The 25395-nt window shown below is 54.3% G+C and carries 28 protein-coding genes and 4 tRNA genes; all 32 read left to right on the top strand.

The features are described 5' to 3' along the window. Positions 1–145 precede the first annotated feature (145 nt). The 32 genes from birA (at position 146) to rplX (ending at position 25380) form a co-directional block, all read left to right on the top strand. The gene (gene birA / locus CFII64_RS10350) at positions 146–1105 is read left to right on the top strand and encodes a bifunctional biotin--[acetyl-CoA-carboxylase] ligase/biotin operon repressor BirA (RefSeq protein WP_020290718.1); all 960 of its coding nucleotides are present in this window, start codon (positions 146–148) and stop codon (positions 1103–1105) included. Beyond that, positions 1095–1844, top strand: a complete 750-nt coding sequence (locus CFII64_RS10345; RefSeq protein ID WP_020290717.1) for a pantothenate kinase — start codon at positions 1095–1097, stop codon at positions 1842–1844. Before birA ends, CFII64_RS10345 begins: the two co-directional genes overlap by 11 nt. A 7-nt stretch (positions 1845–1851) precedes the next feature. After that, complete coding sequence (locus tag CFII64_RS10340; protein ID WP_020290716.1) at positions 1852–2283, top strand: hypothetical protein; 432 nt, start codon at positions 1852–1854, stop codon at positions 2281–2283. Between the two features lie 143 nt (positions 2284–2426). Then, a tRNA-Tyr gene (locus tag CFII64_RS10335) sits at positions 2427–2511 on the top strand. Between the two features lie 25 nt (positions 2512–2536). Continuing rightward, positions 2537–2610 (top strand) — tRNA-Gly (locus CFII64_RS10330). Between the two features lie 26 nt (positions 2611–2636). Next, positions 2637–2712 (top strand) — tRNA-Thr (locus tag CFII64_RS10325). A gap of 306 nt (positions 2713–3018) precedes the next feature. Further along, a tRNA-Trp gene (locus CFII64_RS10320) sits at positions 3019–3094 on the top strand. Between the two features lie 46 nt (positions 3095–3140). Beyond that, a complete protein-coding gene (gene secE, locus CFII64_RS10315) occupies positions 3141–3509 on the top strand; it encodes a preprotein translocase subunit SecE (RefSeq protein ID WP_020290715.1) in 369 nt (122 codons plus the stop codon). 9 nt (positions 3510–3518) lie between these two features. Then, positions 3519–4052 carry a transcription termination/antitermination protein NusG gene (gene nusG, locus CFII64_RS10310; RefSeq protein ID WP_020290714.1) on the top strand — a complete coding sequence of 178 codons (534 nt, stop codon included), beginning with the start codon at positions 3519–3521 and terminating at the stop codon, positions 4050–4052. A gap of 118 nt (positions 4053–4170) precedes the next feature. Then, complete coding sequence (rplK, locus tag CFII64_RS10305; RefSeq protein ID WP_020290713.1) at positions 4171–4602, top strand: 50S ribosomal protein L11; 432 nt, start codon at positions 4171–4173, stop codon at positions 4600–4602. Beyond that, entirely contained in the window at positions 4602–5297 is a 696-nt protein-coding gene (gene rplA, locus CFII64_RS10300; RefSeq protein WP_020290712.1) for a 50S ribosomal protein L1, read from the top strand. The genes rplK and rplA overlap by 1 nt, the downstream gene beginning before the upstream one ends. 194 nt (positions 5298–5491) lie before the next feature. Continuing rightward, on the top strand, positions 5492–5992 hold the full coding sequence (gene rplJ, locus CFII64_RS10295) for a 50S ribosomal protein L10 (protein ID WP_020290711.1): 501 nt from the start codon (positions 5492–5494) through the stop codon (positions 5990–5992). Between the two features lie 78 nt (positions 5993–6070). Beyond that, positions 6071–6436, top strand: a complete 366-nt coding sequence (gene rplL / locus CFII64_RS10290; RefSeq protein WP_020290710.1) for a 50S ribosomal protein L7/L12 — start codon at positions 6071–6073, stop codon at positions 6434–6436. 221 nt (positions 6437–6657) lie between these two features. Then, complete coding sequence (gene rpoB / locus CFII64_RS10285) at positions 6658–10731, top strand: DNA-directed RNA polymerase subunit beta (RefSeq protein WP_020290709.1); 4074 nt, start codon at positions 6658–6660, stop codon at positions 10729–10731. Positions 10732–10794: 63 nt separating this feature from the next. Beyond that, a complete protein-coding gene (rpoC, locus tag CFII64_RS10280; protein WP_020290708.1) occupies positions 10795–14994 on the top strand; it encodes a DNA-directed RNA polymerase subunit beta' in 4200 nt (1399 codons plus the stop codon). A 200-nt stretch (positions 14995–15194) separates the two neighbouring features. After that, positions 15195–15566, top strand: coding sequence for a 30S ribosomal protein S12 (gene rpsL / locus CFII64_RS10275; RefSeq protein ID WP_002555494.1), 372 nt, complete (start codon positions 15195–15197; stop codon positions 15564–15566). 124 nt (positions 15567–15690) lie between these two features. Next, a complete protein-coding gene (gene rpsG, locus CFII64_RS10270; RefSeq protein WP_002555493.1) occupies positions 15691–16161 on the top strand; it encodes a 30S ribosomal protein S7 in 471 nt (156 codons plus the stop codon). 30 nt (positions 16162–16191) lie between these two features. Next, the gene (gene fusA, locus CFII64_RS10265; RefSeq protein ID WP_020290707.1) at positions 16192–18294 is read left to right on the top strand and encodes an elongation factor G; all 2103 of its coding nucleotides are present in this window, start codon (positions 16192–16194) and stop codon (positions 18292–18294) included. Positions 18295–18326: 32 nt separating this feature from the next. Beyond that, entirely contained in the window at positions 18327–19520 is a 1194-nt protein-coding gene (gene tuf, locus CFII64_RS10260) for an elongation factor Tu (RefSeq protein WP_020290706.1), read from the top strand. A 139-nt stretch (positions 19521–19659) separates the two neighbouring features. After that, the gene (gene rpsJ, locus CFII64_RS10255; RefSeq protein WP_003186070.1) at positions 19660–19971 is read left to right on the top strand and encodes a 30S ribosomal protein S10; all 312 of its coding nucleotides are present in this window, start codon (positions 19660–19662) and stop codon (positions 19969–19971) included. A gap of 81 nt (positions 19972–20052) precedes the next feature. Next, complete coding sequence (rplC, locus tag CFII64_RS10250) at positions 20053–20688, top strand: 50S ribosomal protein L3 (RefSeq protein ID WP_003186059.1); 636 nt, start codon at positions 20053–20055, stop codon at positions 20686–20688. Positions 20689–20700: 12 nt separating this feature from the next. After that, positions 20701–21303: a 50S ribosomal protein L4 gene (gene rplD, locus CFII64_RS10245; RefSeq protein ID WP_020290705.1), complete on the top strand. Its 603-nt coding sequence runs from the start codon at positions 20701–20703 to the stop codon at positions 21301–21303. Beyond that, positions 21300–21599 carry a 50S ribosomal protein L23 gene (gene rplW / locus CFII64_RS10240; protein ID WP_002555488.1) on the top strand — a complete coding sequence of 100 codons (300 nt, stop codon included), beginning with the start codon at positions 21300–21302 and terminating at the stop codon, positions 21597–21599. The genes rplD and rplW overlap by 4 nt, the downstream gene beginning before the upstream one ends. A gap of 14 nt (positions 21600–21613) precedes the next feature. Further along, positions 21614–22438, top strand: coding sequence for a 50S ribosomal protein L2 (rplB, locus tag CFII64_RS10235; RefSeq protein WP_020290704.1), 825 nt, complete (start codon positions 21614–21616; stop codon positions 22436–22438). A gap of 16 nt (positions 22439–22454) precedes the next feature. Beyond that, positions 22455–22730 (top strand): 30S ribosomal protein S19, encoded by a 276-nt coding sequence (rpsS, locus tag CFII64_RS10230; protein ID WP_003232420.1) that lies wholly within the window; start codon positions 22455–22457, stop codon positions 22728–22730. A 13-nt stretch (positions 22731–22743) separates the two neighbouring features. Next, positions 22744–23076, top strand: a complete 333-nt coding sequence (gene rplV, locus CFII64_RS10225) for a 50S ribosomal protein L22 (RefSeq protein WP_020290703.1) — start codon at positions 22744–22746, stop codon at positions 23074–23076. A gap of 13 nt (positions 23077–23089) precedes the next feature. Further along, entirely contained in the window at positions 23090–23776 is a 687-nt protein-coding gene (rpsC, locus tag CFII64_RS10220) for a 30S ribosomal protein S3 (RefSeq protein ID WP_003176422.1), read from the top strand. 12 nt (positions 23777–23788) lie between these two features. After that, positions 23789–24202: a 50S ribosomal protein L16 gene (gene rplP / locus CFII64_RS10215; protein WP_003444372.1), complete on the top strand. Its 414-nt coding sequence runs from the start codon at positions 23789–23791 to the stop codon at positions 24200–24202. After that, positions 24202–24393 (top strand): 50S ribosomal protein L29, encoded by a 192-nt coding sequence (gene rpmC / locus CFII64_RS10210; RefSeq protein ID WP_002555481.1) that lies wholly within the window; start codon positions 24202–24204, stop codon positions 24391–24393. Before rplP ends, rpmC begins: the two co-directional genes overlap by 1 nt. A 2-nt stretch (positions 24394–24395) precedes the next feature. After that, positions 24396–24662, top strand: a complete 267-nt coding sequence (gene rpsQ / locus CFII64_RS10205) for a 30S ribosomal protein S17 (RefSeq protein WP_020290702.1) — start codon at positions 24396–24398, stop codon at positions 24660–24662. 23 nt (positions 24663–24685) lie between these two features. Beyond that, positions 24686–25054, top strand: coding sequence for a 50S ribosomal protein L14 (gene rplN, locus CFII64_RS10200; protein ID WP_002555479.1), 369 nt, complete (start codon positions 24686–24688; stop codon positions 25052–25054). A gap of 11 nt (positions 25055–25065) precedes the next feature. Next, complete coding sequence (rplX, locus tag CFII64_RS10195) at positions 25066–25380, top strand: 50S ribosomal protein L24 (RefSeq protein WP_020290701.1); 315 nt, start codon at positions 25066–25068, stop codon at positions 25378–25380. The last annotated feature ends 15 nt before the right edge of the window (positions 25381–25395 follow it).

Here is a 25395-nt window from a genome sequence, read left to right as displayed (position 1 = left end):
TTCAGGGGTTTTGTTTGTCTGCTCGGAAAGTCGTTGTTATTGCTGGGTCATATCGGATGGCCTCTATCTAAAACTCATCTTGAGTTTCTATGCTTTGCTGGCGAGCATGGCTATGATGCGTGCCTCATTAACAGGCGATTTCTAAATGCTGACGTTGTTGAAGCTTCTTAAAGATGGAAAATTTCATTCCGGGCAGGACCTGGGGGCGGCTCTTGGAGTCAGTCGGAGCGCCGTTTGGAAGCAGTTGCAGCAGTTAGAGGTCGCTCTAGGCATTGAAGTGCATAAGGTGCGAGGTCGAGGTTACAAGTTGGTATACCCGATCTCCCTGCTTGATGAAGCCAAGATCCAGGCAGCGGCACCGCATCTGGGGTGGCCGGTTCAGCTATTTGATTCGGTGGACTCGACGAACGCAGAGGCCATGAGGTTAATCGCTTCCAGGTCTCCATTGCCCCTGGTTGTATTGGCTGAACGCCAGACTGCAGGAAGGGGGCGGCGAGGGCGAAAATGGGTAAGTCCGTTCGGCGAGAACATCTACTACAGTCTCGCCCTCAGGATCGAGGGCGGGATGCGTCAGCTCGAAGGCCTTAGTCTGCTTGTTGGGTTGGCAGTCCTGAAAGCCCTCCGGGAGAGCGGCGTGAAAGCCGCTGGCCTCAAGTGGCCTAATGACGTACTGGTGGGTCGGCGCAAGATCGCTGGGGTTTTGCTGGAGCTATTGGGTGATCCTGCGGACGTATGTCACGTAGTCGTCGGTGTGGGAATCAATGTGAACATGCGCGCCACCGATGAAGTTGATCAGGAATGGACGTCTGTTCATCTCGAGACTGGGGTTCCCTCTGACCGAAACGAGTTGGCGGCCAGGTTAAGCACCAACATCGCTGCGTATTTGGCTGTGCATCAGGTACAAGGGTTTGGCGCGTATATGGAAGAATGGGAAGAGAATCACCTCTGGCAAGGCCGCGCAGTGACTCTTCTAGCGGGTGCTGAGGCGATAGAAGGCGTTGTGCTGGGGATCGATGCTCGGGGAGCCCTGCAGTTGCAGGTTGGCGACGATAAGAAAAGCTACAGTGGTGGCGAGCTCAGCCTGAGGTTGCGTAATGATACTTGAGCTTGATTGTGGGAATAGTTTCATAAAATGGCGAGTTATTGTCAGTGATGACCCAAAGTCCTCTGTGGGTGGGGTCGCGGACTCTGACGATGCGCTCATTGCTACGCTTTCTGAGCTTTCTGCTGTGACACTGACTCAGTGTCGGCTGGTGAGTGTTCGCACTCGCGAAGAGACGGATAAGCTGATTTTAGCGCTCGCTTCGCGGTTTGCAATTGAAGTGGTATGCGCGGTGCCAGCTCAAGCGCTTGCGGGTGTCCAGAACGGATACGACGACTATCAGCTTTTAGGTCTGGATAGATGGCTGGCATTGGTAGGGGCATACAACCTTGCAGGAAAAGCCTGCCTGGTTCTGGATCTAGGCACTGCCGTGACTAGCGATTTCGTTGCCGCTGGTGGTCAGCATCTCGGTGGGTTCATTTGCCCGGGTATGACGTTGATGCGAAGCCAGCTCAAGAATCATACCCGCCGGATTCGCTACGATGATGCGGATGCCAAGCGCTCACTGGATAGCCATTCCCCTGGGCACTCGACAGTTGAGGCGGTGGAGCGTGGTTGCCATCTGATGCTGAAGGGGTTCGCCATCACTCAGTTGGAGCTGGCGCACCAATATTGGGGGGATGATTTCTTGGTTTTTGTAACCGGCGGGGATGCGGGGCTGGTGAGTGAATCATTGCCGGGGGCGCTGACTGTGCCGGATCTTATCTTTGTCGGACTTGCGCTGGCCTGCCCTTTGTCTTGAGGTTTTTATGCGTTGGTTGTTTCTGTTATTGCTGATGTTAAATGCCTTCTACTATATCTGGCATCAACAAGAGGCGCCGTTGCGAGCCAAGGAAGTGCTGCCTTTATCTTTGTATCGGGCTGAGCGGCAAGATATCCATCTTCTCAGCGAGTCAGATGCTTCGGGTGTGGCGCAAAATAATCCTGAAGAAAAATGCCTCTATCTTGGTGGGTCGAGTGCTCAGGAAGAAATTCGCACCGTCGAGCAGCGTCTGCTCAGCCTGGATATTCAGTCTCAGTTTGAGCCCTTGCAGTCTGGGGGACAAAATACCTTTTGGCTGAAAATCGCTCCAGGGAGCCGGCGCCTGATTAATCAGGAGCTGCTTGCGGGCCTGGTTCACGACTTCCCTCTGCTGAAAAACAAAATTATGTTGTGCTCAGGCATTGCAACGGCGGATTAGTTTGCATAGAATGGCGCCCGCTCAGCAGCGTAGGGTTAACTCCCAACAACTGCAGAGCTGCAGTCAACGTTTGTAACCTCAGGTTTTTAATGAGAAAAAGGTTGACAGAAGGGTAGCATGAGTTGAGAATGCTGCCTCGCTTAGGAGGGGTTCCCGAGCGGCCAAAGGGATCAGACTGTAAATCTGACGTCTACGACTTCGAAGGTTCGAATCCTTCCCCCTCCACCAAATTTAAGCCTGAACAGCAAGTTCAGCGGGTGTAGTTTAGTGGTAGAACCTCAGCCTTCCAAGCTGATGATGCGGGTTCGATTCCCGCCACCCGCTCCAAATTTGCTGTTTGTGCAAAGTGTTACGCTCTTGTAGCTCAGTTGGTAGAGCACACCCTTGGTAAGGGTGAGGTCAGCGGTTCGAATCCGCTCAAGAGCTCCATATAAAGGCAGATATGAAAATATCTGCCTTTGTTTTAATCAGTGTTTCGTTTGTTATTGTGGTTTGCCGAACGCTGAAAGTAAGTTGCTTCAAATCTAATGGTTGCAAAGCGCTCGGCTGTACATTGCTCGATTTTCTGTTGGTGGCGATGTAGGTGTGAGTGGGTTGAGGTCGTGATGGCAGGTGCGACAGGGTGATTAATTGACCCTGGTTATCTGTAGGTCAGGCCTGAATCAGGAAAAGAGTTGTGAGGTTGTTGAAAAATTCTTGTTGGGCTGGCATAGTGGTCGGCCTGATTTTGCTTTTAGGTCAGTAGCTCAATTGGCAGAGCGACGGTCTCCAAAACCGTAGGTTGGGGGTTCGATTCCCTCCTGACCTGCCAGATTCATTAAATTGTGTCTGGCTTTCTTTTCACAGGATCTCCGTAGATGACTCCCAAGACTGAAGTCCAAGAATCACGCTTCGATATGCTTAAGTGGCTGCTCGTGGTCGTGTTGGTGGTCGTAGGCGTCGTCGGTAATCAGTATTACTCGGCTCAACCGATCCTGTACCGTGTTCTTGTACTGCTGGTGATCGCTGCTGCAGCTGCCTTTGTAGGGTTGCAGACGGTCAAGGGCAAGGCGTTCTTTGTTTTGGCAAAGGAAGCTCGCGCCGAGATTCGTAAAGTCGTGTGGCCTACTCGCCAAGAAACCACGCAGACCACGTTGATTGTAGTGGCTGTTGTACTGGTTATGGCGTTGCTGTTGTGGGGGCTTGATTCCCTGCTCGGCTGGCTTGTTTCCTTGATTGTTGGCTAAGGGTGTCCCGTGGCTAAGCGTTGGTACGTAGTGCATGCTTATTCGGGTTACGAAAAGCATGTAATGCGCTCGTTGATCGAGCGTGTGAAGCTGGCTGGCATGGAAGATGGCTTCGGCGAAATTCTGGTTCCCACTGAAGAAGTGGTTGAAATGCGTAACGGCCAGAAGCGCAAAAGTGAACGTAAATTCTTCCCTGGCTATGTATTGGTCCAGATGGACATGAACGAAGGGACTTGGCACTTGGTCAAGGACACCCCTCGCGTCATGGGTTTCATCGGCGGCACAGCTGATAAGCCGGCACCGATTACTGATAAAGAAGCTGATGCTATCCTGCGTCGCGTCGCTGATGGTAGCGACAAGCCGAAGCCGAAAACGTTGTTCGAGCCAGGTGAAGTTGTTCGTGTCACTGATGGTCCGTTCGCCGATTTTAATGGCACGGTTGAAGAAGTTAACTACGAAAAGAGCCGGATTCAGGTCGCAGTGCTCATTTTCGGTCGCTCTACTCCGGTAGAGCTTGAGTTCAGTCAGGTCGAAAAGGTCTAACTGAGCGAGAATCCCACACCCCGTAGCCGTAGGCTGTGGGGTTTTTTCGTCACTGGGATAAACGTGCAAGTAACCGGGGAGCCTTGATTGGCGTTCGAACCCGTAATTGGAGTGCCTCATGGCCAAGAAGATTACCGCTTACATCAAGCTGCAAGTGAAAGCCGCTCAGGCTAACCCAAGCCCACCTGTTGGTCCGGCTCTGGGTCAGCACGGCGTGAACATCATGGAATTCTGCAAGGCTTTCAACGCCCGTACTCAGGGTCTTGAGCCAGGCTTGCCTACTCCTGTGATCATCACTGTTTACAGTGACCGTAGCTTCACTTTCGAAACAAAAAGCACCCCTGCTTCGGTTCTGCTGAAGAAAGCTGCTGGTCTGACTAGCGGTTCGGCACGTCCGAACACCGTTAAAGTTGGCACCGTGACTCGTGCTCAGCTGGAAGATATCGCAAAAGCAAAAAATGCGGATCTGACTGCTGCTGACATGGAAGCGGCCGTGCGTACCATCGCCGGTTCCGCTCGTAGCATGGGCCTTAACGTGGAGGGTGTGTAATGGCTAAGTTGACTAAGCGCCAAAAGGCAATTGCCGAGAAAATCGAGCCGGGCAAATCCTATAACTTCACAGACGCAGCAGCCCTGTTGGCTGAGTTGTCGACTGTCAAGTTCAGCGAATCGGTTGATATCGCGGTAAACCTGGGTGTTGACCCACGTAAATCCGACCAGGTCGTTCGTAGCGCTACTGTGCTGCCACACGGCACTGGCAAGACCGTCCGCGTTGCAGTATTCACCCAAGGCCCGGCTGCTGAAGCTGCCCTGGCTGCTGGTGCTGATCGCGTTGGTATGGACGATCTGGCTGCCGAAATGAAAGCTGGCGACCTGAACTATGACGTTGTTATTGCTTCCCCGGACGCGATGCGTGTTGTTGGTCAGTTGGGTCAGATTCTCGGTCCACGTGGTCTGATGCCTAACCCTAAAGTCGGCACTGTTACTCCTGACGTTGCTAACGCCGTCAAGAATGCCAAGGCTGGTCAGGTTCGTTATCGCACCGACAAAAACGGCATCATCCACACTTCAGTTGGCAAGGTCGGTTTCGACGCAGTCAAGCTGAAAGAAAACGTTGAAGCGCTGATCTCTGATCTGAAGCGTATCAAGCCAGCGTCTTCGAAAGGCATTTACGTCAAGCGCGTTACTTTGAGCACCACCATGGGCCCAGGTCTGGTTATCGACCAGGGTTCGTTGGACGCGTAAGACAAAATTGGCGTGTCAAAGCGCCAATGAAAGATTGGGGTCCCTGCCTGGCGGGGGCTATCCAAGACCGTAGGCGACGCAAGTCTTAAACCTCAAGCCTACGCAGATGGTGCTCCCGGTTCCTTACCGAATCAGACACCAAAACGACTTCCGGCCTCGGTTGGATGAAACGGTAACAAGCAGGAGTTAAACCCGTGGCAATTAAGCTTGAAGACAAGAAGGCCATCGTCGCTGAAGTCAACAAGGCTGCCCAAGTTGCTCTGTCCGCTGTCGTGGCTGATGCCCGTGGCGTAACAGTAAGCGCTATGACCGGACTCCGTAAAGAGGCTCGTGAAGCTGGCGTTTACGTACGTGTTGTACGTAACACCCTGCTCAAGCGCGCCGTTGCTGGCACTCAATATGACGTGCTCAACGACGTGTTCACTGGCCCGACCCTGGTTGCATTCTCTAACGAACATCCTGGCGCTGCTGCCCGTTTGTTCAAGGAATTCTCCAAAGGTCAGGATAAGTTCGAGATCAAGGCAGCTGCGTTCGAGGGCAAGTTCCTCGCGGCTAACCAGATCGACGTACTGGCAACCTTGCCGACCCGTGACGAAGCAATCTCCCAGCTGATGAGCGTGATTCAAGGCGCTACCAGCAAGTTGGCTCGTACTCTGGCGGCTATTCGCGATCAGAAAGAATCCGCAGCAGCCTAAGGCTGAGCGTTCCCTCTCGCGTTTTTTTGTTTATTTTGATGGCCGCCTAGGCTGTCCCCCAATTCAGGAATTAGATTCATGTCTATCTCTCAAGAAGATATCCTCAACGCAGTTGGCGAAATGTCCGTTCTGCAGGTTGTTGAGCTGATCAAAGCCTTCGAAGAAAAGTTCGGTGTTACTGCCGCTGCTGCTTCTGCTGGTCCAGCTGCTGCTGCCGCTGTTGTTGAAGAGCAAACTGAATTCAACGTCATGCTTCTGGAAGCTGGCGAGAAGAAAGTTAACGTGATCAAGGCTGTACGTGAGCTGACCGGTCTGGGCTTGAAAGAAGCCAAGGCTGTAGTTGACGGCGCTCCAGGCATCGTTCTGGAAGCAGTTTCGAAAGACGCTGCTGACAAAGCCAAGGCTACCTTGGAAGAAGCAGGCGCTAAAGTCGAGCTGAAATAAGTACCGACTTTGAGTGTCCAGCCCAAGCGTTAAGCGAAAGGCTGATGGCTGGTGGCTCTTGCCACCGGCCTTTTTCCGTTATAGACGATTGGCTTGTACAACGTCTCTGACGTGCAAAAAAGCCACCGGAATGGTGGAGCAAACCACGGGGTTTGCACGATTTTCTGGCTGCTCCCGTCGGGGGGAGCCAAACAAGCAGGTGACCAAGCTGGGGAACGCTGATGGCTTACTCATATACTGAGAAAAAACGTATCCGCAAGGACTTTAGCAAGTTGCCGGACGTAATGGATGTGCCGTATCTCCTGGCCATCCAGCTGGATTCGTATCGCGAATTCCTGCAAGCGGGAGCTACCAAAGATCAGTTCCGCGACGTCGGTCTGCATGCAGCCTTCAAATCCGTTTTCCCGATCATCAGCTACTCCGGCAATGCTGCGCTGGAGTATGTAGGTTATCGCTTGGGCGAACCGGCATTTGATGTCAAAGAGTGCGTGCTGCGCGGTGTGACTTACGCTGTACCTCTGCGAGTCAAGGTTCGCTTGATCATTTTCGACAAAGAATCGTCGAACAAAGCGATCAAGGACATCAAAGAGCAAGAAGTCTACATGGGTGAAATTCCCCTGATGACTGAGAACGGTACCTTCGTTATCAACGGTACCGAGCGCGTTATCGTTTCCCAGCTGCACCGTTCGCCTGGCGTGTTCTTCGACCACGACCGTGGCAAGACGCACAGCTCCGGCAAACTGCTTTACTCCGCGCGTATCATTCCGTATCGCGGTTCGTGGTTGGACTTCGAGTTCGATCCGAAAGACTGCGTATTTGTTCGTATCGACCGTCGTCGCAAGCTGCCTGCGTCCGTGTTGCTGCGCGCGCTCGGTTATACGACTGAACAAGTGCTCGATGCTTTCTACACCACCAACGTATTCCATGTGCAGGGTGAAAACCTTCGCCTGGAGCTGGTTCCTCAGCGTCTGCGTGGTGAAATTGCCGTTCTGGATATCCTGGACGACAAGGGCAAGGTCATCGTTGAGCAAGGCCGTCGTATTACTGCGCGCCACATCAACCAGCTGGAAAAAGCCGGGATCAAAGAGCTGGAAGTGCCTCTGGACTACGTCCTGGGTCGCACTACCGCCAAGGTCATCGTGCATCCGGCGACTGGCGAAATCATTGCCGAGTGCAACACCGAGCTGAATACCGAGATCCTGGCCAAGATTGCCAAGGCTCAGGTTGTTCGCATCGAAACGTTGTACACCAACGATATCGACTGTGGTCCATTCGTATCCGATACGTTGAAGATCGACTCCACCAGCAACCAACTGGAAGCTCTGGTAGAGATCTATCGCATGATGCGCCCGGGCGAGCCGCCTACCAAGGACGCAGCAGAAACCCTGTTCAACAACCTGTTCTTCAGCCCGGAGCGCTACGACCTCTCGGCTGTAGGCCGGATGAAGTTCAACCGTCGTATCGGTCGCACCGAGATCGAAGGTTCGGGCGTTCTGTGCAAAGAAGACATCGTTGCCGTTCTGAAGACGCTGGTTGATATCCGTAACGGTAAAGGCATCGTCGACGACATCGACCACTTGGGTAACCGTCGTGTTCGTTGTGTTGGCGAAATGGCCGAGAACCAGTTCCGCGTTGGCCTGGTGCGTGTTGAGCGTGCGGTCAAAGAGCGTCTGTCGATGGCAGAAAGCGAAGGCCTGATGCCTCAGGATCTGATCAACGCCAAGCCAGTCGCGGCAGCGGTCAAAGAGTTCTTCGGTTCCAGCCAGCTTTCGCAGTTCATGGACCAGAACAACCCGCTGTCCGAGATCACCCACAAGCGTCGTGTTTCTGCACTCGGCCCTGGCGGTCTGACTCGTGAGCGTGCCGGCTTTGAAGTTCGAGACGTTCACCCGACGCACTACGGTCGTGTTTGCCCGATCGAAACGCCGGAAGGTCCGAACATCGGTCTGATCAACTCCCTGGCAGCCTATGCGCGCACCAACCAGTACGGTTTCCTCGAGAGCCCGTACCGTGTGGTGAAAGACGCGCTGGTTACTGACGAGATCGTGTTCCTGTCGGCTATTGAAGAAGCGGATCACGTCATCGCCCAGGCTTCTGCGGCAATGAACGACAAGAAAGTTCTGATCGACGAGCTGGTAGCTGTTCGTCACCTGAACGAGTTCACCGTCAAGGCGCCGGAAGACGTCACCTTGATGGACGTTTCGCCGAAGCAGGTTGTGTCGGTTGCGGCATCGCTTATCCCGTTCCTCGAGCACGACGACGCCAACCGTGCGTTGATGGGTTCGAACATGCAGCGTCAAGCTGTTCCGACCTTGCGCGCTGACAAGCCGCTGGTAGGTACGGGCATGGAGCGTAACGTAGCGCGTGACTCCGGCGTTTGCGTCGTGGCTCGTCGTGGCGGCGTTATCGACTCGGTTGATGCAAGCCGTATCGTGGTTCGTGTTGCTGATGATGAAGTTGAGACCGGTGAAGCGGGTGTCGACATCTACAACCTGACCAAATACACCCGCTCCAACCAGAACACCTGCATCAACCAGCGTCCGCTGGTGAGCAAGGGTGATCGGGTTGAGCGCAGCGACATCATGGCTGATGGTCCGTCCACCGATATGGGTGAGCTGGCTCTGGGCCAGAACATGCGCATCGCGTTCATGGCATGGAACGGCTTCAACTTCGAAGACTCCATCTGCCTGTCCGAGCGTGTTGTTCAGGAAGATCGCTTTACCACGATCCACATTCAGGAACTGACCTGTGTGGCGCGTGATACCAAGCTTGGGCCTGAAGAAATCACTGCAGACATCCCGAACGTGGGTGAGGCTGCACTGAACAAGCTCGACGAAGCCGGTATCGTTTATGTGGGTGCCGAAGTCGGCGCAGGCGACATTCTGGTAGGCAAGGTCACTCCGAAAGGCGAGACCCAGCTGACTCCGGAAGAAAAACTGTTGCGTGCGATCTTCGGTGAGAAGGCCAGCGACGTTAAAGACACGTCCCTGCGTGTGCCTACAGGCACCAAAGGTACTGTTATTGACGTACAGGTCTTCACCCGTGACGGTGTTGAGCGTGATGCTCGTGCACTGTCCATCGAGAAGACTCAGCTCGACGAGATCCGCAAGGATCTGAACGAAGAGTTCCGCATCGTTGAAGGCGCGACCTTCGAACGTCTGCGTTCCGCACTGGTTGGCCGCAAGGCCGAAGGCGGCGCTGGCCTGAAGAAAGGTCAGGACATCACCGATGAGATCCTCGACGGTCTTGAGCATGGTCAGTGGTTCAAACTGCGCATGACTGAAGATGCTCTGAACGAGCAGCTCGAGAAGGCTCAGGCTTACATCGTTGATCGTCGTCGTCTGCTCGATGACAAGTTCGAAGACAAGAAACGCAAGCTGCAGCAGGGCGATGACCTGGCTCCAGGCGTTCTGAAGATCGTCAAGGTTTACCTGGCAATCCGTCGTCGTATCCAGCCTGGCGACAAGATGGCCGGTCGTCACGGTAACAAAGGTGTGGTCTCCGTGATCATGCCGGTTGAAGACATGCCGCACGATGCCAATGGCACGCCGGTAGATATCGTCCTCAACCCGTTGGGCGTACCTTCGCGTATGAACGTGGGTCAGATCCTCGAAACTCACCTGGGCCTCGCGGCCAAAGGTTTGGGCGAGAAGATCAACCGCATGCTGGAAGAGCAGCGTAAAGTTGCTGATCTGCGCAAGTTCCTGACCGAGATCTACAACGAAATCGGCGGTCGCCAGGAAAATCTGGAAGACCTGTCCGACAAGGAAATCCTGGATCTCGCGAAGAACCTGCGTGGCGGTGTGCCAATGGCCACTCCAGTGTTCGACGGTGCCAAGGAAAGCGAAATCAAGGCCATGCTGAAACTGGCAGATATGCCAGAAAGCGGCCAGATGCAGCTGTTCGACGGTCGTACCGGCAACAAATTCGAGCGCCCGGTCACCGTTGGCTACATGTACATGCTGAAGCTGAACCACTTGGTGGACGACAAGATGCATGCGCGTTCCACTGGTTCTTACAGCCTGGTTACCCAGCAGCCGCTGGGTGGTAAGGCTCAGTTCGGTGGTCAGCGTTTCGGGGAGATGGAAGTGTGGGCGCTGGAAGCATACGGCGCGGCTTACACTCTGCAAGAAATGCTCACAGTGAAGTCGGACGATGTGAACGGTCGTACCAAGATGTACAAAAACATCGTGGACGGCGATCACCGTATGGAGCCGGGCATGCCCGAGTCCTTCAACGTGTTGATCAAAGAAATCCGTTCGCTCGGTATCGATATCGATCTGGAAACCGAATAACACGTGACGCGAATCGAGGGTGGGTCGGTATGACTGCCCTCTGCTCCGCCAGGAGGAAAGGCCTTGAAAGACCTACTGAATTTGCTGAAAAACCAGGGTCAAGTCGAAGAGTTCGACGCCATCCGTATTGGATTGGCATCGCCTGAGATGATCCGTTCGTGGTCGTTCGGTGAAGTTAAAAAGCCGGAAACCATCAACTACCGTACGTTCAAGCCTGAGCGTGACGGCTTGTTCTGCGCCAAGATCTTTGGCCCGGTCAAGGATTACGAGTGCCTGTGCGGTAAGTACAAGCGCCTGAAACACCGCGGTGTGATCTGCGAGAAGTGCGGCGTTGAAGTTGCGCTGGCTAAAGTCCGTCGTGAGCGTATGGCTCACATCGAACTGGCTTCGCCGGTTGCCCACATCTGGTTCCTGAAGTCCCTGCCGTCCCGTATCGGCTTGCTGATGGACATGACCCTGCGTGATATCGAACGCGTTCTCTACTTCGAGAGCTATGTCGTTATCGATCCAGGCATGACCACCCTTGAAAAAGGTCAGCTGCTCAACGACGAGCAGTACTTCGAAGCGCTGGAAGAGTTCGGCGACGATTTCGATGCCCGCATGGGTGCCGAAGCTGTCCGTGAACTGCTGCACGCTATCGACCTGGAACACGAGATTGGCCGTCTGCGCGAAGAAATTCCGCAAACCAACTCCGAAACCAAGATCAAGAAGCTGTCCAAGCGTCTGAAGCTGATGGAAGCCTTCCAGGGTTCGGGCAACTTGCCTGAGTGGATGGTTCTGACCGTTCTGCCGGTTCTGCCGCCGGATCTGCGTCCATTGGTTCCGCTGGATGGTGGTCGTTTCGCGACTTCCGACCTCAACGATCTGTATCGTCGAGTGATCAACCGTAACAACCGCTTGAAGCGCCTGCTTGATCTGTCCGCTCCGGACATCATCGTGCGCAACGAAAAGCGTATGTTGCAGGAAGCTGTCGATGCATTGCTCGACAACGGTCGTCGTGGCCGCGCTATCACCGGTTCGAACAAGCGTCCTCTGAAATCCCTGGCTGACATGATCAAGGGTAAGCAGGGTCGTTTCCGTCAGAACTTGCTCGGTAAGCGTGTTGACTACTCGGGTCGTTCGGTAATTACCGTTGGTCCGACCCTGCGTCTGCACCAGTGCGGTCTGCCGAAGAAAATGGCTCTCGAGCTGTTCAAGCCGTTCATTTTCGGCAAGCTGGAAATGCGTGGTCTTGCGACCACCATCAAAGCTGCCAAGAAAATGGTTGAGCGCGAGCTGCCGGAAGTCTGGGACGTTCTCGCTGAAGTGATTCGCGAACACCCGGTTCTTCTCAACCGTGCACCAACGCTTCACCGTCTGGGTATCCAGGCATTTGAACCGGTTCTGATCGAAGGTAAGGCTATCCAGCTGCACCCGTTGGTCTGCGCCGCGTACAACGCCGACTTCGACGGCGACCAGATGGCCGTTCACGTACCGTTGACGCTGGAAGCCCAGCTCGAAGCGCGTGCGCTGATGATGTCGACCAACAACATTCTGTCGCCAGCCAATGGTGAGCCAATCATCGTTCCTTCGCAGGACGTTGTATTGGGTCTGTACTACATGACTCGTGAAGCGATCAACGCCAAGGGCGAAGGTCGTGTGTTCGCGGATCTGCAGGAAGTTGACCGTGTATTCCGTGCCGGCGAAGCCGCACTGCATGCCAAGGTCAAAGTCCGCATCAACGAAACGGTCAACGACCGTGACGGCGGCAGCGTGAGCGGCACCCGTATTGTCGACACTACCGTTGGCCGTGCGCTGCTGTATCAAGTTGTGCCAAAAGGCCTGTCGTACGACGTGGTCAACCAGCCGATGAAGAAAAAGGCGATCTCCAAGCTGATCAACCAGTGCTATCGCGTGGTTGGTTTGAAAGAGACCGTTATCTTCGCTGACCAGTTGATGTACACCGGTTTTGCCTACTCGACGATTTCGGGTGTTTCCATCGGCGTTAACGACTTCGTTATCCCGGATGAAAAAGCTCGCATCATCGATGCTGCTACCGAAGAAGTTAAAGAGATCGAAAGTCAGTACGCCTCAGGCCTGGTAACCCAGGGCGAGAAGTACAACAAGGTAATCGACCTTTGGTCCAAGGCGAACGACGAAGTCTCGAAAGCGATGATGTCGAACCTGTCCAAAGAGCGTGTTATCGACCGTCACGGCGTCGAAGTTGATCAGGAATCCTTCAACTCGATGTACATGATGGCTGACTCCGGTGCTCGGGGTTCCGCTGCACAGATCCGTCAGCTGGCGGGTATGCGTGGTCTGATGGCCAAGCCGGACGGCTCCATCATCGAGACGCCGATCACTGCGAACTTCCGTGAAGGTTTGAGCGTACTTCAGTACTTCATCTCCACTCACGGTGCTCGTAAGGGTCTCGCGGATACCGCGTTGAAAACAGCTAACTCCGGTTACCTGACGCGTCGTCTGGTTGACGTTGCGCAAGACCTTGTTGTGACAGAAGTCGATTGCGGTACCGAACACGGTCTGCTGATGACTCCGCACATTGAAGGCGGCGACGTTGTTGAGCCATTGGGTGAACGTGTACTGGGTCGAGTCATCGCCCGTGACGTATTCAAGCCTGGCACCGACGAAGTGATCGTTCCTGGCGGTACGCTGGTAGACGAGAAGTGGGTTGAGTTCATCGAACTGAACAGCATCGACGAAGTTATCGTTCGTTCGCCGATCAGCTGTGAAACTCGCTACGGTATCTGCGCCAAGTGCTACGGTCGTGACCTGGCTCGCGGGCATCAGGTGAACATCGGTGAAGCTGTCGGCGTTATCGCTGCCCAGTCCATCGGTGAGCCGGGTACCCAGCTGACCATGCGTACGTTCCACATCGGCGGTGCGGCAAGCCGGACTTCCGCTGCGGACAGCGTTCAGGTGAAGAATGGCGGTACTGTCCGTCTGCATAACCTGAAACACGTTGAACGTGTCGACGGTCACCTGGTTGCGGTTTCCCGTTCCGGTGAGCTGGCGATCGCTGATGACTACGGTCGTGAGCGTGAGCGCTACAAACTGCCGTACGGTGCAGTGATTTCGGTGAAGGAAGGCGACAAGGTCGACGCAGGTTCGATCGTGGCCAAGTGGGATCCGCACACTCACCCAATCGTTACCGAAATGAAAGGTACCGTGACCTACGTGGGCATGGAAGAAGGCATCACGATCAAGCGTCAGACTGACGAATTGACCGGTATGACCAACATTGAAGTACTCGACGCCAAAGACCGTCCAGCAGCGGGCAAAGATATTCGTCCGGCTGTGAAGATGGTGGGTGTTGATGGCAAGGATCTGTTGCTGCCAGGTACCGACGTACCGGCTCAGTACTTCCTGCCAGCTAACGCATTGGTCGGTGTAGCCGATGGTGTGCAGGTTGCGATCGGTGATGTTATCGCCCGTATCCCGCAAGAAACTTCGAAGACCCGTGACATCACCGGTGGTCTGCCGCGTGTTGCCGACTTGTTCGAAGCCCGTCGTCCGAAAGAAGCCTCTATTCTGGCTGAAGTCAGCGGCACCATCGCGTTCGGTAAAGAGACCAAAGGCAAGCGCCGTCTGGTCATTACCCCGAACGACGGTAGCGATCCGTACGAAGAGCTGATTCCAAAGTGGCGTCACCTGAACGTCTTCGAAGGCGAACAAGTGAACCGCGGCGAAGTTATCTCCGACGGTCCTAGCGATCCACACGACATCCTGCGTCTGCTGGGTGTGAGTGCGCTGGCCAAGTACATCGTCAACGAGATCCAGGACGTTTACCGTCTGCAAGGCGTGAAGATCAACGATAAGCACATCGAGACGATTCTGCGTCAGATGCTGCGTAAGGTTGAGATTGCCGAGTCGGGTGATTCCACCTTCATCAAAGGTGACCAGATGGAGCTGACTCACGTTCTGGTAGAGAACGAGCGTCTGGCTGGCGACGAGAAATTCGTTTCCAAATTCACTCGTGTGTTGCTGGGTATCACCAAGGCATCGTTGTCCACCGAATCGTTCATCTCCGCGGCCTCTTTCCAAGAGACCACCCGCGTATTGACCGAAGCTGCTGTTACAGGCAAGCGCGATTACCTGCGCGGCCTGAAGGAAAACGTTGTCGTGGGTCGTTTGATCCCGGCCGGTACCGGTCTGGCTTATCACAGCGAGCGCAAGCGTCGCCGTGAAGTAGACAAACCGTTGCGTGTCAGCGCTAGCGAAGTCGAAGCAGCATTGACTGAAGCGTTGAACTCCAGCGGTAATTAAGATAAGGCCTCGGTCTTTCTTTTCGGCGCGGCGGCAGGTAAATTCTGCCGCGGTGTCGGGAGGAGGGTCGGGGCTTTGCCTTGACTGGGGGCGAGATCCTCTTTAGACTCTTGTACCCCTAAATTTGGCGGGACTTATGTCCTGTCATTTTGCTTTTCTTGTAAGACAATAGCGTCGCAAGACAACAGTGGAGCTAGTAGATGGCAACTATCAACCAGCTGGTACGTCAGCCGCGTAAGCGTATCGTCGAGAAATCCGACGTACCTGCGCTGCAGAACTGCCCGCAACGTCGTGGCGTATGCACCCGTGTGTATACCACCACGCCGAAAAAACCTAACTCGGCACTGCGTAAAGTATGCCGTGTGCGCCTGACCAACGGTTTCGAGGTTTCCTCGTACATCGGTGGTGAAGGTCACAACCTGCAAGAGCACAGCGTGGTCCTGATTCGTGGCGGTCGCGTAAAAGACTTGCCAGGTGTTCGTTACCACACCGTCCGCGGTTCTTTGGATACTTCCGGCGTCAAAGGTCGTAACCAGGGTCGTTCGAAGTACGGTACCAAGAAGCCTAAGTAGTCTTTAGGGTTCCTGTGACAAAAATGCAGATTTCTATTTTTCTGAGTCGATAAGAGTAAGGTCGGGCGCACCCTCGATGGGTGGTGGTCCCGAGCTAACCTGAAGACCGTTTGAGGGCTTATCCATGCCAAGAAGACGCGTAGCAGCCAAGCGCGAAGTGCTTGACGATCCAAAATACGGCAGCCAGATTCTGGCCAAGTTCATGAACCACGTTATGGAAAGCGGCAAGAAAGCCGTTGCCGAACGTATCGTTTATGGCGCGCTGGAAAAGGTTAAAGAACGCAAGAACTCCGATCCCCTGGAAATCTTCGAGAAAGCTCTCGACGCCATCGCTCCGCTGGTCGAAGTGAAGTCGCGCCGTGTAGGCGGTGCTACTTACCAGGTCCCGGTCGAAGTTCGTCCGTCCCGTCGTAATGCGCTGGCAATGCGCTGGCTGGTAGACTTCGCGCGCAAGCGCGGTGAGAAGTCTATGGCTCTGCGTTTGGCTGGCGAACTGTTGGACGCCGCCGAAGGTAAAGGTGCTGCAGTTAAGAAGCGTGAAGACGTGCACCGTATGGCTGAAGCCAACAAAGCTTTCTCGCACTACCGCTTCTAATTTCAGCGTCACTAATTTTGCGAGGGCTTTATGGCTCGTACTACTCCGATTAACCGCTACCGTAACATTGGTATCGTTGCTCACGTGGATGCTGGTAAAACCACCACCACCGAGCGCGTCCTTTTTTACACTGGCGTAAACCACAAAATGGGCGAGGTGCATGATGGCGCCGCGACCATGGACTGGATGGTGCAAGAGCAGGAGCGGGGTATTACCATTACCTCCGCTGCTACGACTGCATTCTGGGCTGGCTCCGACAAGCAGTTCGACCGTCACCGCTTCAACATCATCGATACCCCGGGCCACGTTGACTTCACCATTGAAGTAGAGCGCTCCCTGCGCGTACTCGATGGCGCGGTCGTTGTGTTCTGCGGTACCTCGGGTGTTGAGCCTCAGTCGGAAACCGTATGGCGTCAAGCCAACAAATACGGCGTTCCGCGTCTTGTTTACGTAAACAAGATGGACCGTGCCGGCGCAAACTTCCTGCGCGTGATCGGTCAGATCAAGCAGCGTCTGGGTCACACTCCGGTGCCAATCCAGTTGGCTATCGGCGCAGAAGACAATTTCCAGGGTCAGATCGATCTGGTCTCCATGGAAGCTGTTTACTGGGACGACGCTGACAAAGGTATGGTTGCCCGTCGCGAAGCGATCCCTGCAGAACTGCAGGAATTGGCTGAAGAGTGGCGCAGCAACATGGTTGAAGCTGCCGCTGAAGCCAACGAAGAGCTGATGAACAAGTACCTCGAAGGTGAAGAGCTCACCATCGAAGAAATCAAGTCTGCTCTGCGTCAACGTACCATCGCTGGCGAAATCGTTCTGGCTGTGTGCGGTTCTTCGTTCAAGAACAAGGGCGTTCCCCTGGTTCTCGACGCAGTTATCGACTACCTGCCGGCTCCAGTCGACATTCCAGCCATCAAGGGTTCTGACCCGGATGACGAAGAAGTCGCAATGGAGCGTCATGCAGATGACAGCGAACCGTTCTCGGCTCTGGCTTTCAAAATTGCTACCGACCCATTCGTGGGTACCCTGACTTTCGCACGCGTTTACTCGGGTGTGTTGAGCTCCGGCGACGGCGTTTTGAACTCCGTAAAAGGCAAGAAAGAGCGCGTTGGTCGTATGGTGCAAATGCATGCGAACACTCGTGAAGAGATCAAAGAAGTACGCGCTGGCGACATCGCGGCTTTGATCGGCATGAAGGACGTCACCACTGGCGACACCTTGTGCTCTCTTGACAAGCCAATCATCCTCGTTCGCATGGACTTCCCGGAGCCGGTTATTTCGGTTGCCGTTGAGCCTAAAACGAAGGATGACCAGGAAAAAATGGGTATCGCTCTGGGCAAACTTGCTCAGGAAGACCCGTCTTTCCGCGTCAAAACTGATGAAGAGACTGGTCAAACGATCATCTCTGGCATGGGCGAGTTGCACCTGGACATCCTGGTTGACCGGATGCGCCGTGAGTTCAACGTCGAAGCCAACATCGGTAAGCCACAGGTTTCCTATCGTGAGAAAATCACGAAGGCTTGTGAGATCGAAGGCAAGTTCGTACGCCAATCCGGCGGTCGTGGCCAGTTCGGCCATTGCTGGATTCGTTTTGCGCCGGCTGACGAAGGTCAGGAAGGTTTGCAATTCGTGAACGAAGTGGTAGGTGGTGTGGTTCCTAAGGAATACATCCCGGCCATCCAGAAGGGTATCGAAGAGCAGATGAAGAACGGTGTTGTTGCCGGCTATCCGCTGATCGGCCTGAAGGCGACCGTTTTCGATGGTTCTTACCACGACGTCGACTCCAACGAGATGGCGTTTAAGGTGGCAGCCTCCATGGCGACCAAGCAACTTGCCTCCAAAGGTGGCGGTGTTGTTCTTGAGCCGATCATGAAGGTTGAAGTTGTTACACCTGAGGACTACATGGGTGACGTGATGGGTGACCTGAATCGTCGTCGTGGTCTGATCCAGGGTATGGAAGACACGGTTTCCGGCAAGGTTATCCGCGCCGAGGTTCCGTTGGGTGAGATGTTCGGTTATGCGACCGACGTCCGTTCCATGTCTCAGGGTCGCGCGAGCTACTCTATGGAATTCTCCAAATACTCCGAAGCTCCGTCGAATGTCGTCGAAGCTATCGTTAAAAAACAAGGCTGATTCAGCCCCCTTTAGGCTAGGAGTTCACTGTCGTGGCTAAAGAAAAATTTGAACGTAACAAACCGCACGTCAACGTTGGCACCATCGGTCACGTCGACCACGGTAAAACAACTCTGACTGCTGCTCTGACTCGTGTTTGTTCCGAAGTATTCGGTTCGGCCAAGGTTGACTTCGACAAGATCGATAGCGCCCCGGAAGAAAAAGCACGTGGTATCACCATCAACACCGCTCACGTTGAATACGATTCGGCCGTTCGCCACTACGCGCACGTTGACTGCCCAGGTCACGCCGACTACGTAAAAAACATGATCACCGGTGCTGCGCAGATGGACGGTGCGATCCTGGTTTGTTCGGCTGCTGACGGCCCGATGCCTCAGACTCGCGAGCACATCCTGCTGTCCCGTCAGGTTGGCGTTCCGTACATCGTTGTCTTCCTGAACAAGGCTGACATGGTAGACGACGCTGAGCTGCTGGAACTGGTAGAAATGGAAGTGCGTGACCTGCTCAGCACTTACGATTTCCCGGGTGACGACACTCCGATCATCATCGGTTCGGCGCTGATGGCTCTGAACGGTCAAGACGACAACGAGATGGGCACCACTGCCGTCAAGAAGTTGGTTGAGACTCTGGACAGCTACATCCCGCAACCAGAGCGTGCTATCGACAAGCCGTTCCTGATGCCAATCGAAGACGTCTTCTCGATCTCCGGTCGTGGCACCGTGGTAACCGGTCGTGTTGAGCGTGGCATCGTTCGCATCCAGGAAGAAGTTGAAATCGTTGGTCTGCGCGACACGACTAAAACTACCTGTACTGGTGTTGAGATGTTCCGCAAGCTGCTCGACGAAGGTCGCGCAGGCGAGAACTGCGGCGTTCTGCTGCGTGGTACCAAGCGTGACGACGTTGAGCGTGGCCAGGTTCTGGTTAAGCCAGGCACCGTTAAGCCGCACACCAAGTTCGAAGCTGAAATCTATGTACTGAGCAAAGAAGAAGGCGGTCGCCACACTCCGTTCTTCAAAGGCTATCGTCCACAGTTCTACTTCCGTACTACCGACGTAACTGGTAGCTGCGAACTGCCGGAAGGCGTTGAGATGGTGATGCCGGGTGACAACGTTAAAGTTGAAGTCACTCTGATCAAGCCAATCGCAATGGAAGACGGTCTGCGTTTCGCTATTCGTGAAGGCGGTCGTACCGTCGGCGCTGGCGTTGTAGCCAAAATCCTCGCGTAAGCGATGAGTCAAAAAAGGCCCCCGCTTGCGGGGGCTTTTTTATTGGGTTGACACCCTGTCAGCTCGTCTATAGAATTGCGCCTCCTTTTAACGGGCGTATTGCGCTCGGTGGGAACAGCAATCTGGAGTCTGAAATCCAATGCAAAATCAGCAAATCCGTATCAGGTTGAAGGCTTTTGACCATCGCCTGATCGACCAATCTACCCAGGAAATCGTGGAAACCGCGAAACGTACTGGTGCACAAGTGCGTGGTCCGATTCCACTTCCTACCCGTAAAGAACGGTTCACTGTTCTGGTTTCTCCGCACGTCAACAAAGACGCGCGCGACCAGTATGAGATCCGTACTCACAAGCGCGTTCTGGACATCGTCCAGCCGACGGATAAAACCGTTGACGCTCTTATGAAGCTTGATCTTGCGGCCGGTGTGGAAGTTCAGATCAGCCTCGGCTAAGACTCGGGTCTTAGTCGTGTAACGCTCTGAAATGGGCGGCCATAGCGGGTGAAAGCCCCGTACACTCATGAGGTTTACAACATGACTATTGGTGTAGTCGGTCGTAAATGCGGTATGACCCGTATTTTCACCGAAGAAGGTGTCTCCATTCCGGTTACGGTCATTGAGATCGAGCCGAATCGCGTCACCCAGTTTAAAACCGAAGAAACCGATGGCTATCGTGCAGTGCAAGTCACTGTCGGTGAGCGTCGCGCTTCGCGTGTTACAGCTGCTCAAGCTGGCCACTTCGCTAAAGCGAACGTTGCTGCTGGTCGTACCGTAATGGAATTCCGTCTTGAAGAAGGCGAGTACCAGGCCGGCGATCTGATCAACGCTGAAATCTTCGCTGCTGGTCAACTGGTTGATGTAACCGGTCAGTCCAAAGGTAAAGGCTTCCAGGGTACGATCAAGCGCTGGAACTTCCGCGGGCAAGATAATACCCACGGTAACTCCGTGTCCCACCGCGTCCCAGGCTCTATCGGCCAGTGCCAGACTCCTGGTCGTGTATTCAAGGGCAAAAAAATGTCCGGTCATATGGGCGCTGAGCGCGTGACCGTGCAGTCCCTGGAAGTAGTGCGCGTGGACGCTGAACGCAATCTGTTGTTGGTCAAGGGTGCTGTTCCTGGCGCTACTGGCGGCAATCTGGTTGTTCGTCCAGCAGCCAAGGCTCGCGGTTAAGGGGAAGCTGACATGCAATTAAATGTAAATGACGCTCAAGCAATCGAAGTTTCCGAACTGACATTTGGCGGCGAATTCAACGAGACGCTGGTACACCAGGCAGTCGTGGCCTACATGGCTGGCGGTCGTCAGGGCACCAAGCAGCAAAAGACCCGTTCCGACGTTCGTGGTGGCGGTAAGCGCCCGTGGCGTCAAAAGGGTACTGGCCGTGCTCGTGCCGGTACAATCCGTAGCCCAATCTGGCGTGGCGGTGGTACCACTTTCGCAGCACGTCCACAGGACCACTCTCAGAAGCTCAACAAGAAGATGTATCGCGCAGCACTGCGCTCCATCCTTGCTGAACTGGTTCGTACTGATCGTCTGGTCGTGGTTCAGGACTTCGCTGTTGAAGCACCGAAAACCAAAGATTTGCTTAACAAGCTGACTGGCATGGGCCTGACTGACGTCTTGATCGTGTCTGACGCTGTTGACCAGAATCTGTACCTGGCTGCTCGCAACCTGCCGCACGTTGATGTACGTGACGTTCAAGGTTCCGATCCAGTTAGTCTGATCGCATACGACAAAGTGTTGATCACTGTGTCGGCCGTGAAGAAATTCGAGGAGCTGCTGGGATGAACCAGGAACGCGTATTTAAAGTTCTGCTTGGCCCGCACGTTTCCGAGAAGGCTACGGTTCTGGCAGACAAAAAAGGTCAGTTCGTTTTCAAGGTTGCTACTGACGCAACCAAGCTGGAAATCAAGAAGGCCGTCGAAAGCCTGTTCAGCGTGAAAGTTGAGCGTGTTACTACCCTGAATGTTCTGGGTAAGAGCAAGCGCACTGCTCGCGGTCTGGGCAAGCGTAATGACTGGAAGAAGGCAGTTATCTCCCTTCAGCCAGGCCAAGATCTCGATTTCAGCAGCAGTGCTGAGTAAGGAAGGGGTGCATCATGGCAATCGTTAAATGCAAACCGACTTCCCCTGGCCGCCGTTTTGTGGTCAAGGTGGTCAACCAGGAGCTGCATAAAGGCGCTCCTCACGCACCGCTGCTCGAGAAGAAATCGAAGACTGGTGGTCGTAACAACAATGGCCGTATTACTACCCGTCACATCGGTGGTGGTCATAAGCAGCATTATCGTTTGGTCGACTTCCGTCGCAACGACAAAGATGGCATCTCTGCCACTGTTGAGCGCATTGAATACGATCCAAACCGTACCGCTCACATCGCCCTTCTGCTGTACGCAGATGGCGAGCGTCGCTACATCATCGCCCCTAAAGGCGTTAGTGCTGGTGACCAACTGATCGCAGGTGCCTTGGCGCCGATCAAGCCAGGTAACGCTCTTCAACTGCGCAACATTCCAGTTGGTAGCACCGTTCATGGAATCGAATTGAAGCCAGGTAAAGGCGCTCAGATCGCTCGTTCCGCTGGTGCTTCGGCTCAGCTGATCGCTCGTGAAGGTGTGTACGTTACCCTGCGTCTTCGCTCCGGTGAAATGCGCAAAGTGCTGTCGGAATGCCGTGCAACGCTGGGCGAAGTCTCGAACTCCGAGCATAGCCTGCGTTCCCTGGGTAAAGCTGGTGCCAAACGCTGGCGTGGCGTTCGCCCAACCGTTCGTGGTGTTGCCATGAACCCGGTTGATCACCCACATGGTGGTGGTGAAGGTCGTACCTCTGGTGGTCGTCATCCGGTATCGCCGTGGGGCTTCCCGACTAAGGGCGCGAAGACTCGTGGTAATAAGCGTACCGACAAAATGATCGTCCGTCGTCGCAAGTAAATAGAGGGATACGACAGTGCCACGTTCTCTGAAAAAAGGTCCTTTTATTGATCTTCACCTACTGAAGAAGATCGAAGTGGCGGCGGAAAAGAATGATCGCAAGCCGGTGAAAACCTGGTCGCGTCGTTCGATGATCCTGCCACAAATGGTCGGTCTGACCATTGCAGTACATAACGGTCGCCTTCATGTCCCAGTTCTCGTGAACGAAGACATGGTCGGCCATAAACTAGGCGAGTTTGCCGGTACCCGCACATATCGTGGGCACGTGGCAGACAAGAAAGCCAAGCGTTAAGGGGTAAGTGACGATGGAAGTAGCCGCTAAGTTGTCGGGCGCTCGAATCTCCGCCCAGAAAGCCCGCTTGGTCGCCGACCAGATCCGCGGGAAGAAGGTGGGCGAAGCGCTCAACCTGTTGGCTTTCAGTAACAAGAAAGCTGCCGAGATCCTGAAGAAAGTGCTGGAGTCGGCCGTAGCCAACGCCGAGCACAACGAAGGCGCAGACGTTGATGACCTTAAGGTTGCCACCGTTTTCGTCAACGAAGGGCGTTCGCTGAAGCGTATCATGCCGCGTGCCAAAGGCCGTGCTGATCGCATCGTCAAGCGGTCTTGCCATATCACTGTCAAGGTTGCTGACAAGTAACGGAGTCGAAGAGATGGGTCAGAAAGTACATCCCATTGGCATTCGCCTGGGAATCGTCAAGGAGCACACCTCCGTCTGGTACGCAGACGGTCGGACTTATGCGGACTATTTGTTCGCTGATCTGAAAGTGCGTGAGTACCTCCAAGACAAATTAAAAAGCGCGTCCGTCAGCCGTATCGATATCCATCGTCCGGCTCAGACAGCACGTATCACCATCCACACTGCTCGTCCAGGTATCGTTATCGGGAAGAAAGGTGAAGATGTTGAGAAACTGCGTCAGGACCTGACCAAGCAAATGGGTGTGCCTGTGCACATCAATATCGAAGAGATCCGCAAGCCGGAACTCGACGGTATGCTGGTTGCGCAGAGCGTAGCTCAGCAGCTGGAGCGCCGCGTAATGTTCCGTCGTGCTATGAAGCGCGCTGTTCAGAACGCCATGCGCATTGGTGCCAAAGGCATCAAAATCCAAGTGAGCGGTCGTCTCGGCGGTGCTGAAATCGCACGTACTGAATGGTATCGCGAAGGTCGTGTGCCACTGCACACCCTGCGTGCCGACATCGACTATGCCAACTACGAAGCTCACACCACTTATGGTGTGATCGGTGTAAAGGTTTGGATCTTCAAAGGCGAAGTAATTGGTGGTCGCCAAGAAGAACTGAAACCACAAGCACCTGCGCCTCGTAAAAAAGCTGCTAAGTAAGGGGTACGCCAAATGTTGCAACCAAAGCGTACGAAGTTCCGCAAGCAGATGACTGGCCACAACCGTGGCTTGGCACTGCGCGGTAGCAAAGTCAGCTTCGGCGAATATGCGCTGAAGTCTGTTGCTCGTGGTCGTCTCACTGCTCGTCAGATTGAGTCAGCGCGTCGTGCACTGACCCGTCACGTTAAACGTGGCGGCAAAATCTGGATCCGTGTATTCCCGGACAAGCCTGTAACCAAAAAGCCCCTCGAAGTTCGTATGGGTAAAGGTAAGGGTAACGTGGAGTACTGGGTTGCCCAGATTCAGCCAGGCAAAGTCCTGTATGAAATCGAGGGTGTTACTGAAGAGCTGGCGCGTGAGGCTTTCGCCCTGGCTGCTGCAAAGCTGCCACTCGCCACCTCCTTTGTTAAACGGACGGTGATGTGATGAAAGCGAATGAACTTCGTGAAAAATCAGCACAGCAGCTGAACGAGCAACTGCTCGGCCTGCTGCGCGACCAGTTCAATCTGCGTATGCAGAAAGCAACTGGCCAGTTGGGGCAGTCTCACCTGCTCTCGCAAGTTAAGCGCGACATCGCTCGCGTGAAGACTGTGCTCAACCAGCAGGCAGGTAAGTGATCATGGCTGAAGCTGAGAAAAATGTCCGTACGCTGACTGGCCGTGTTGTCAGCGACAAGATGGACAAAACCATCACCGTTTTGATCGAGCGTCGCGTAAAGCACCCGATCTACGGTAAATACGTTAAGCGTTCGACTAAGCTGCACGCGCACGACGAAACCAATCAGTGCCACATCGGCGACAAAGTCACTATTCGTGAAACTCGTCCGGTGGCCAAGACCAAGTCTTGGGCATTGGTTGATATTCTCGAACGCGCTGTGGAAGTCTAAGGACTAGGGGTCGGAGAAATTATATGATTCAGACTCAATCCATGCTCGATGTGGCCGATAACAGCGGCGCACGCCGCGTTATGTGCATCAAGGTGCTGGGTGGCTCCCATCGTCGTTACGCTGGTATCGGTGACATCATCAAAGTAACCGTAAAGGAAGCAATTCCGCGCGGTAAGGTGAAAAAAGGCCAAGTGATGACTGCTGTTGTAGTCCGCACTCGCCACGGTGTTCGTCGTGCTGACGGCTCCATCATCCGCTTTGACGGCAACGCTGCTGTTCTTCTGAACAACAAGCAAGAGCCGATTGGCACCCGTATCTTTGGGCCAGTGACCCGTGAACTTCGTACTGAGAAGTTCATGAAGATCGTCTCGCTCGCCCCAGAAGTGCTGTAAGGAGATCCGACATGCAAAAGATTCGTCGTGACGACGAGATCATCGTGATCGCCGGCAAAGACAAAGGTAAGCGCGGTAAGGTGCTCAAGGTTCTTGCTGATGACCGTCTGGTCATTGGTGGGATCAACCTGGTGAAGCGTCATACCAAGCCAAACCCGATGTCGGGCGTACAAGGCGGTATCGTCGAGAAAGAAGCGCCAATGCACGCTTCTAACGTCGCCATTTTCAACGGCGCAACCAACAAGGCTGACCGCGTTGGTTTCAAAGTTGAAGATGGCAAGAAAATTCGTGTCTTCAAGTCGACCCAAAAAGCGGTTGATGCTTGAACACTGCTAGGTAGA

The sequence above is a fragment of the Pseudomonas sp. CFII64 genome (assembly GCF_000416235.1).
Taxonomy (GTDB): domain Bacteria; phylum Pseudomonadota; class Gammaproteobacteria; order Pseudomonadales; family Pseudomonadaceae; genus Aquipseudomonas.
This window is presented reverse-complemented; position numbering and strand designations above follow the sequence as displayed.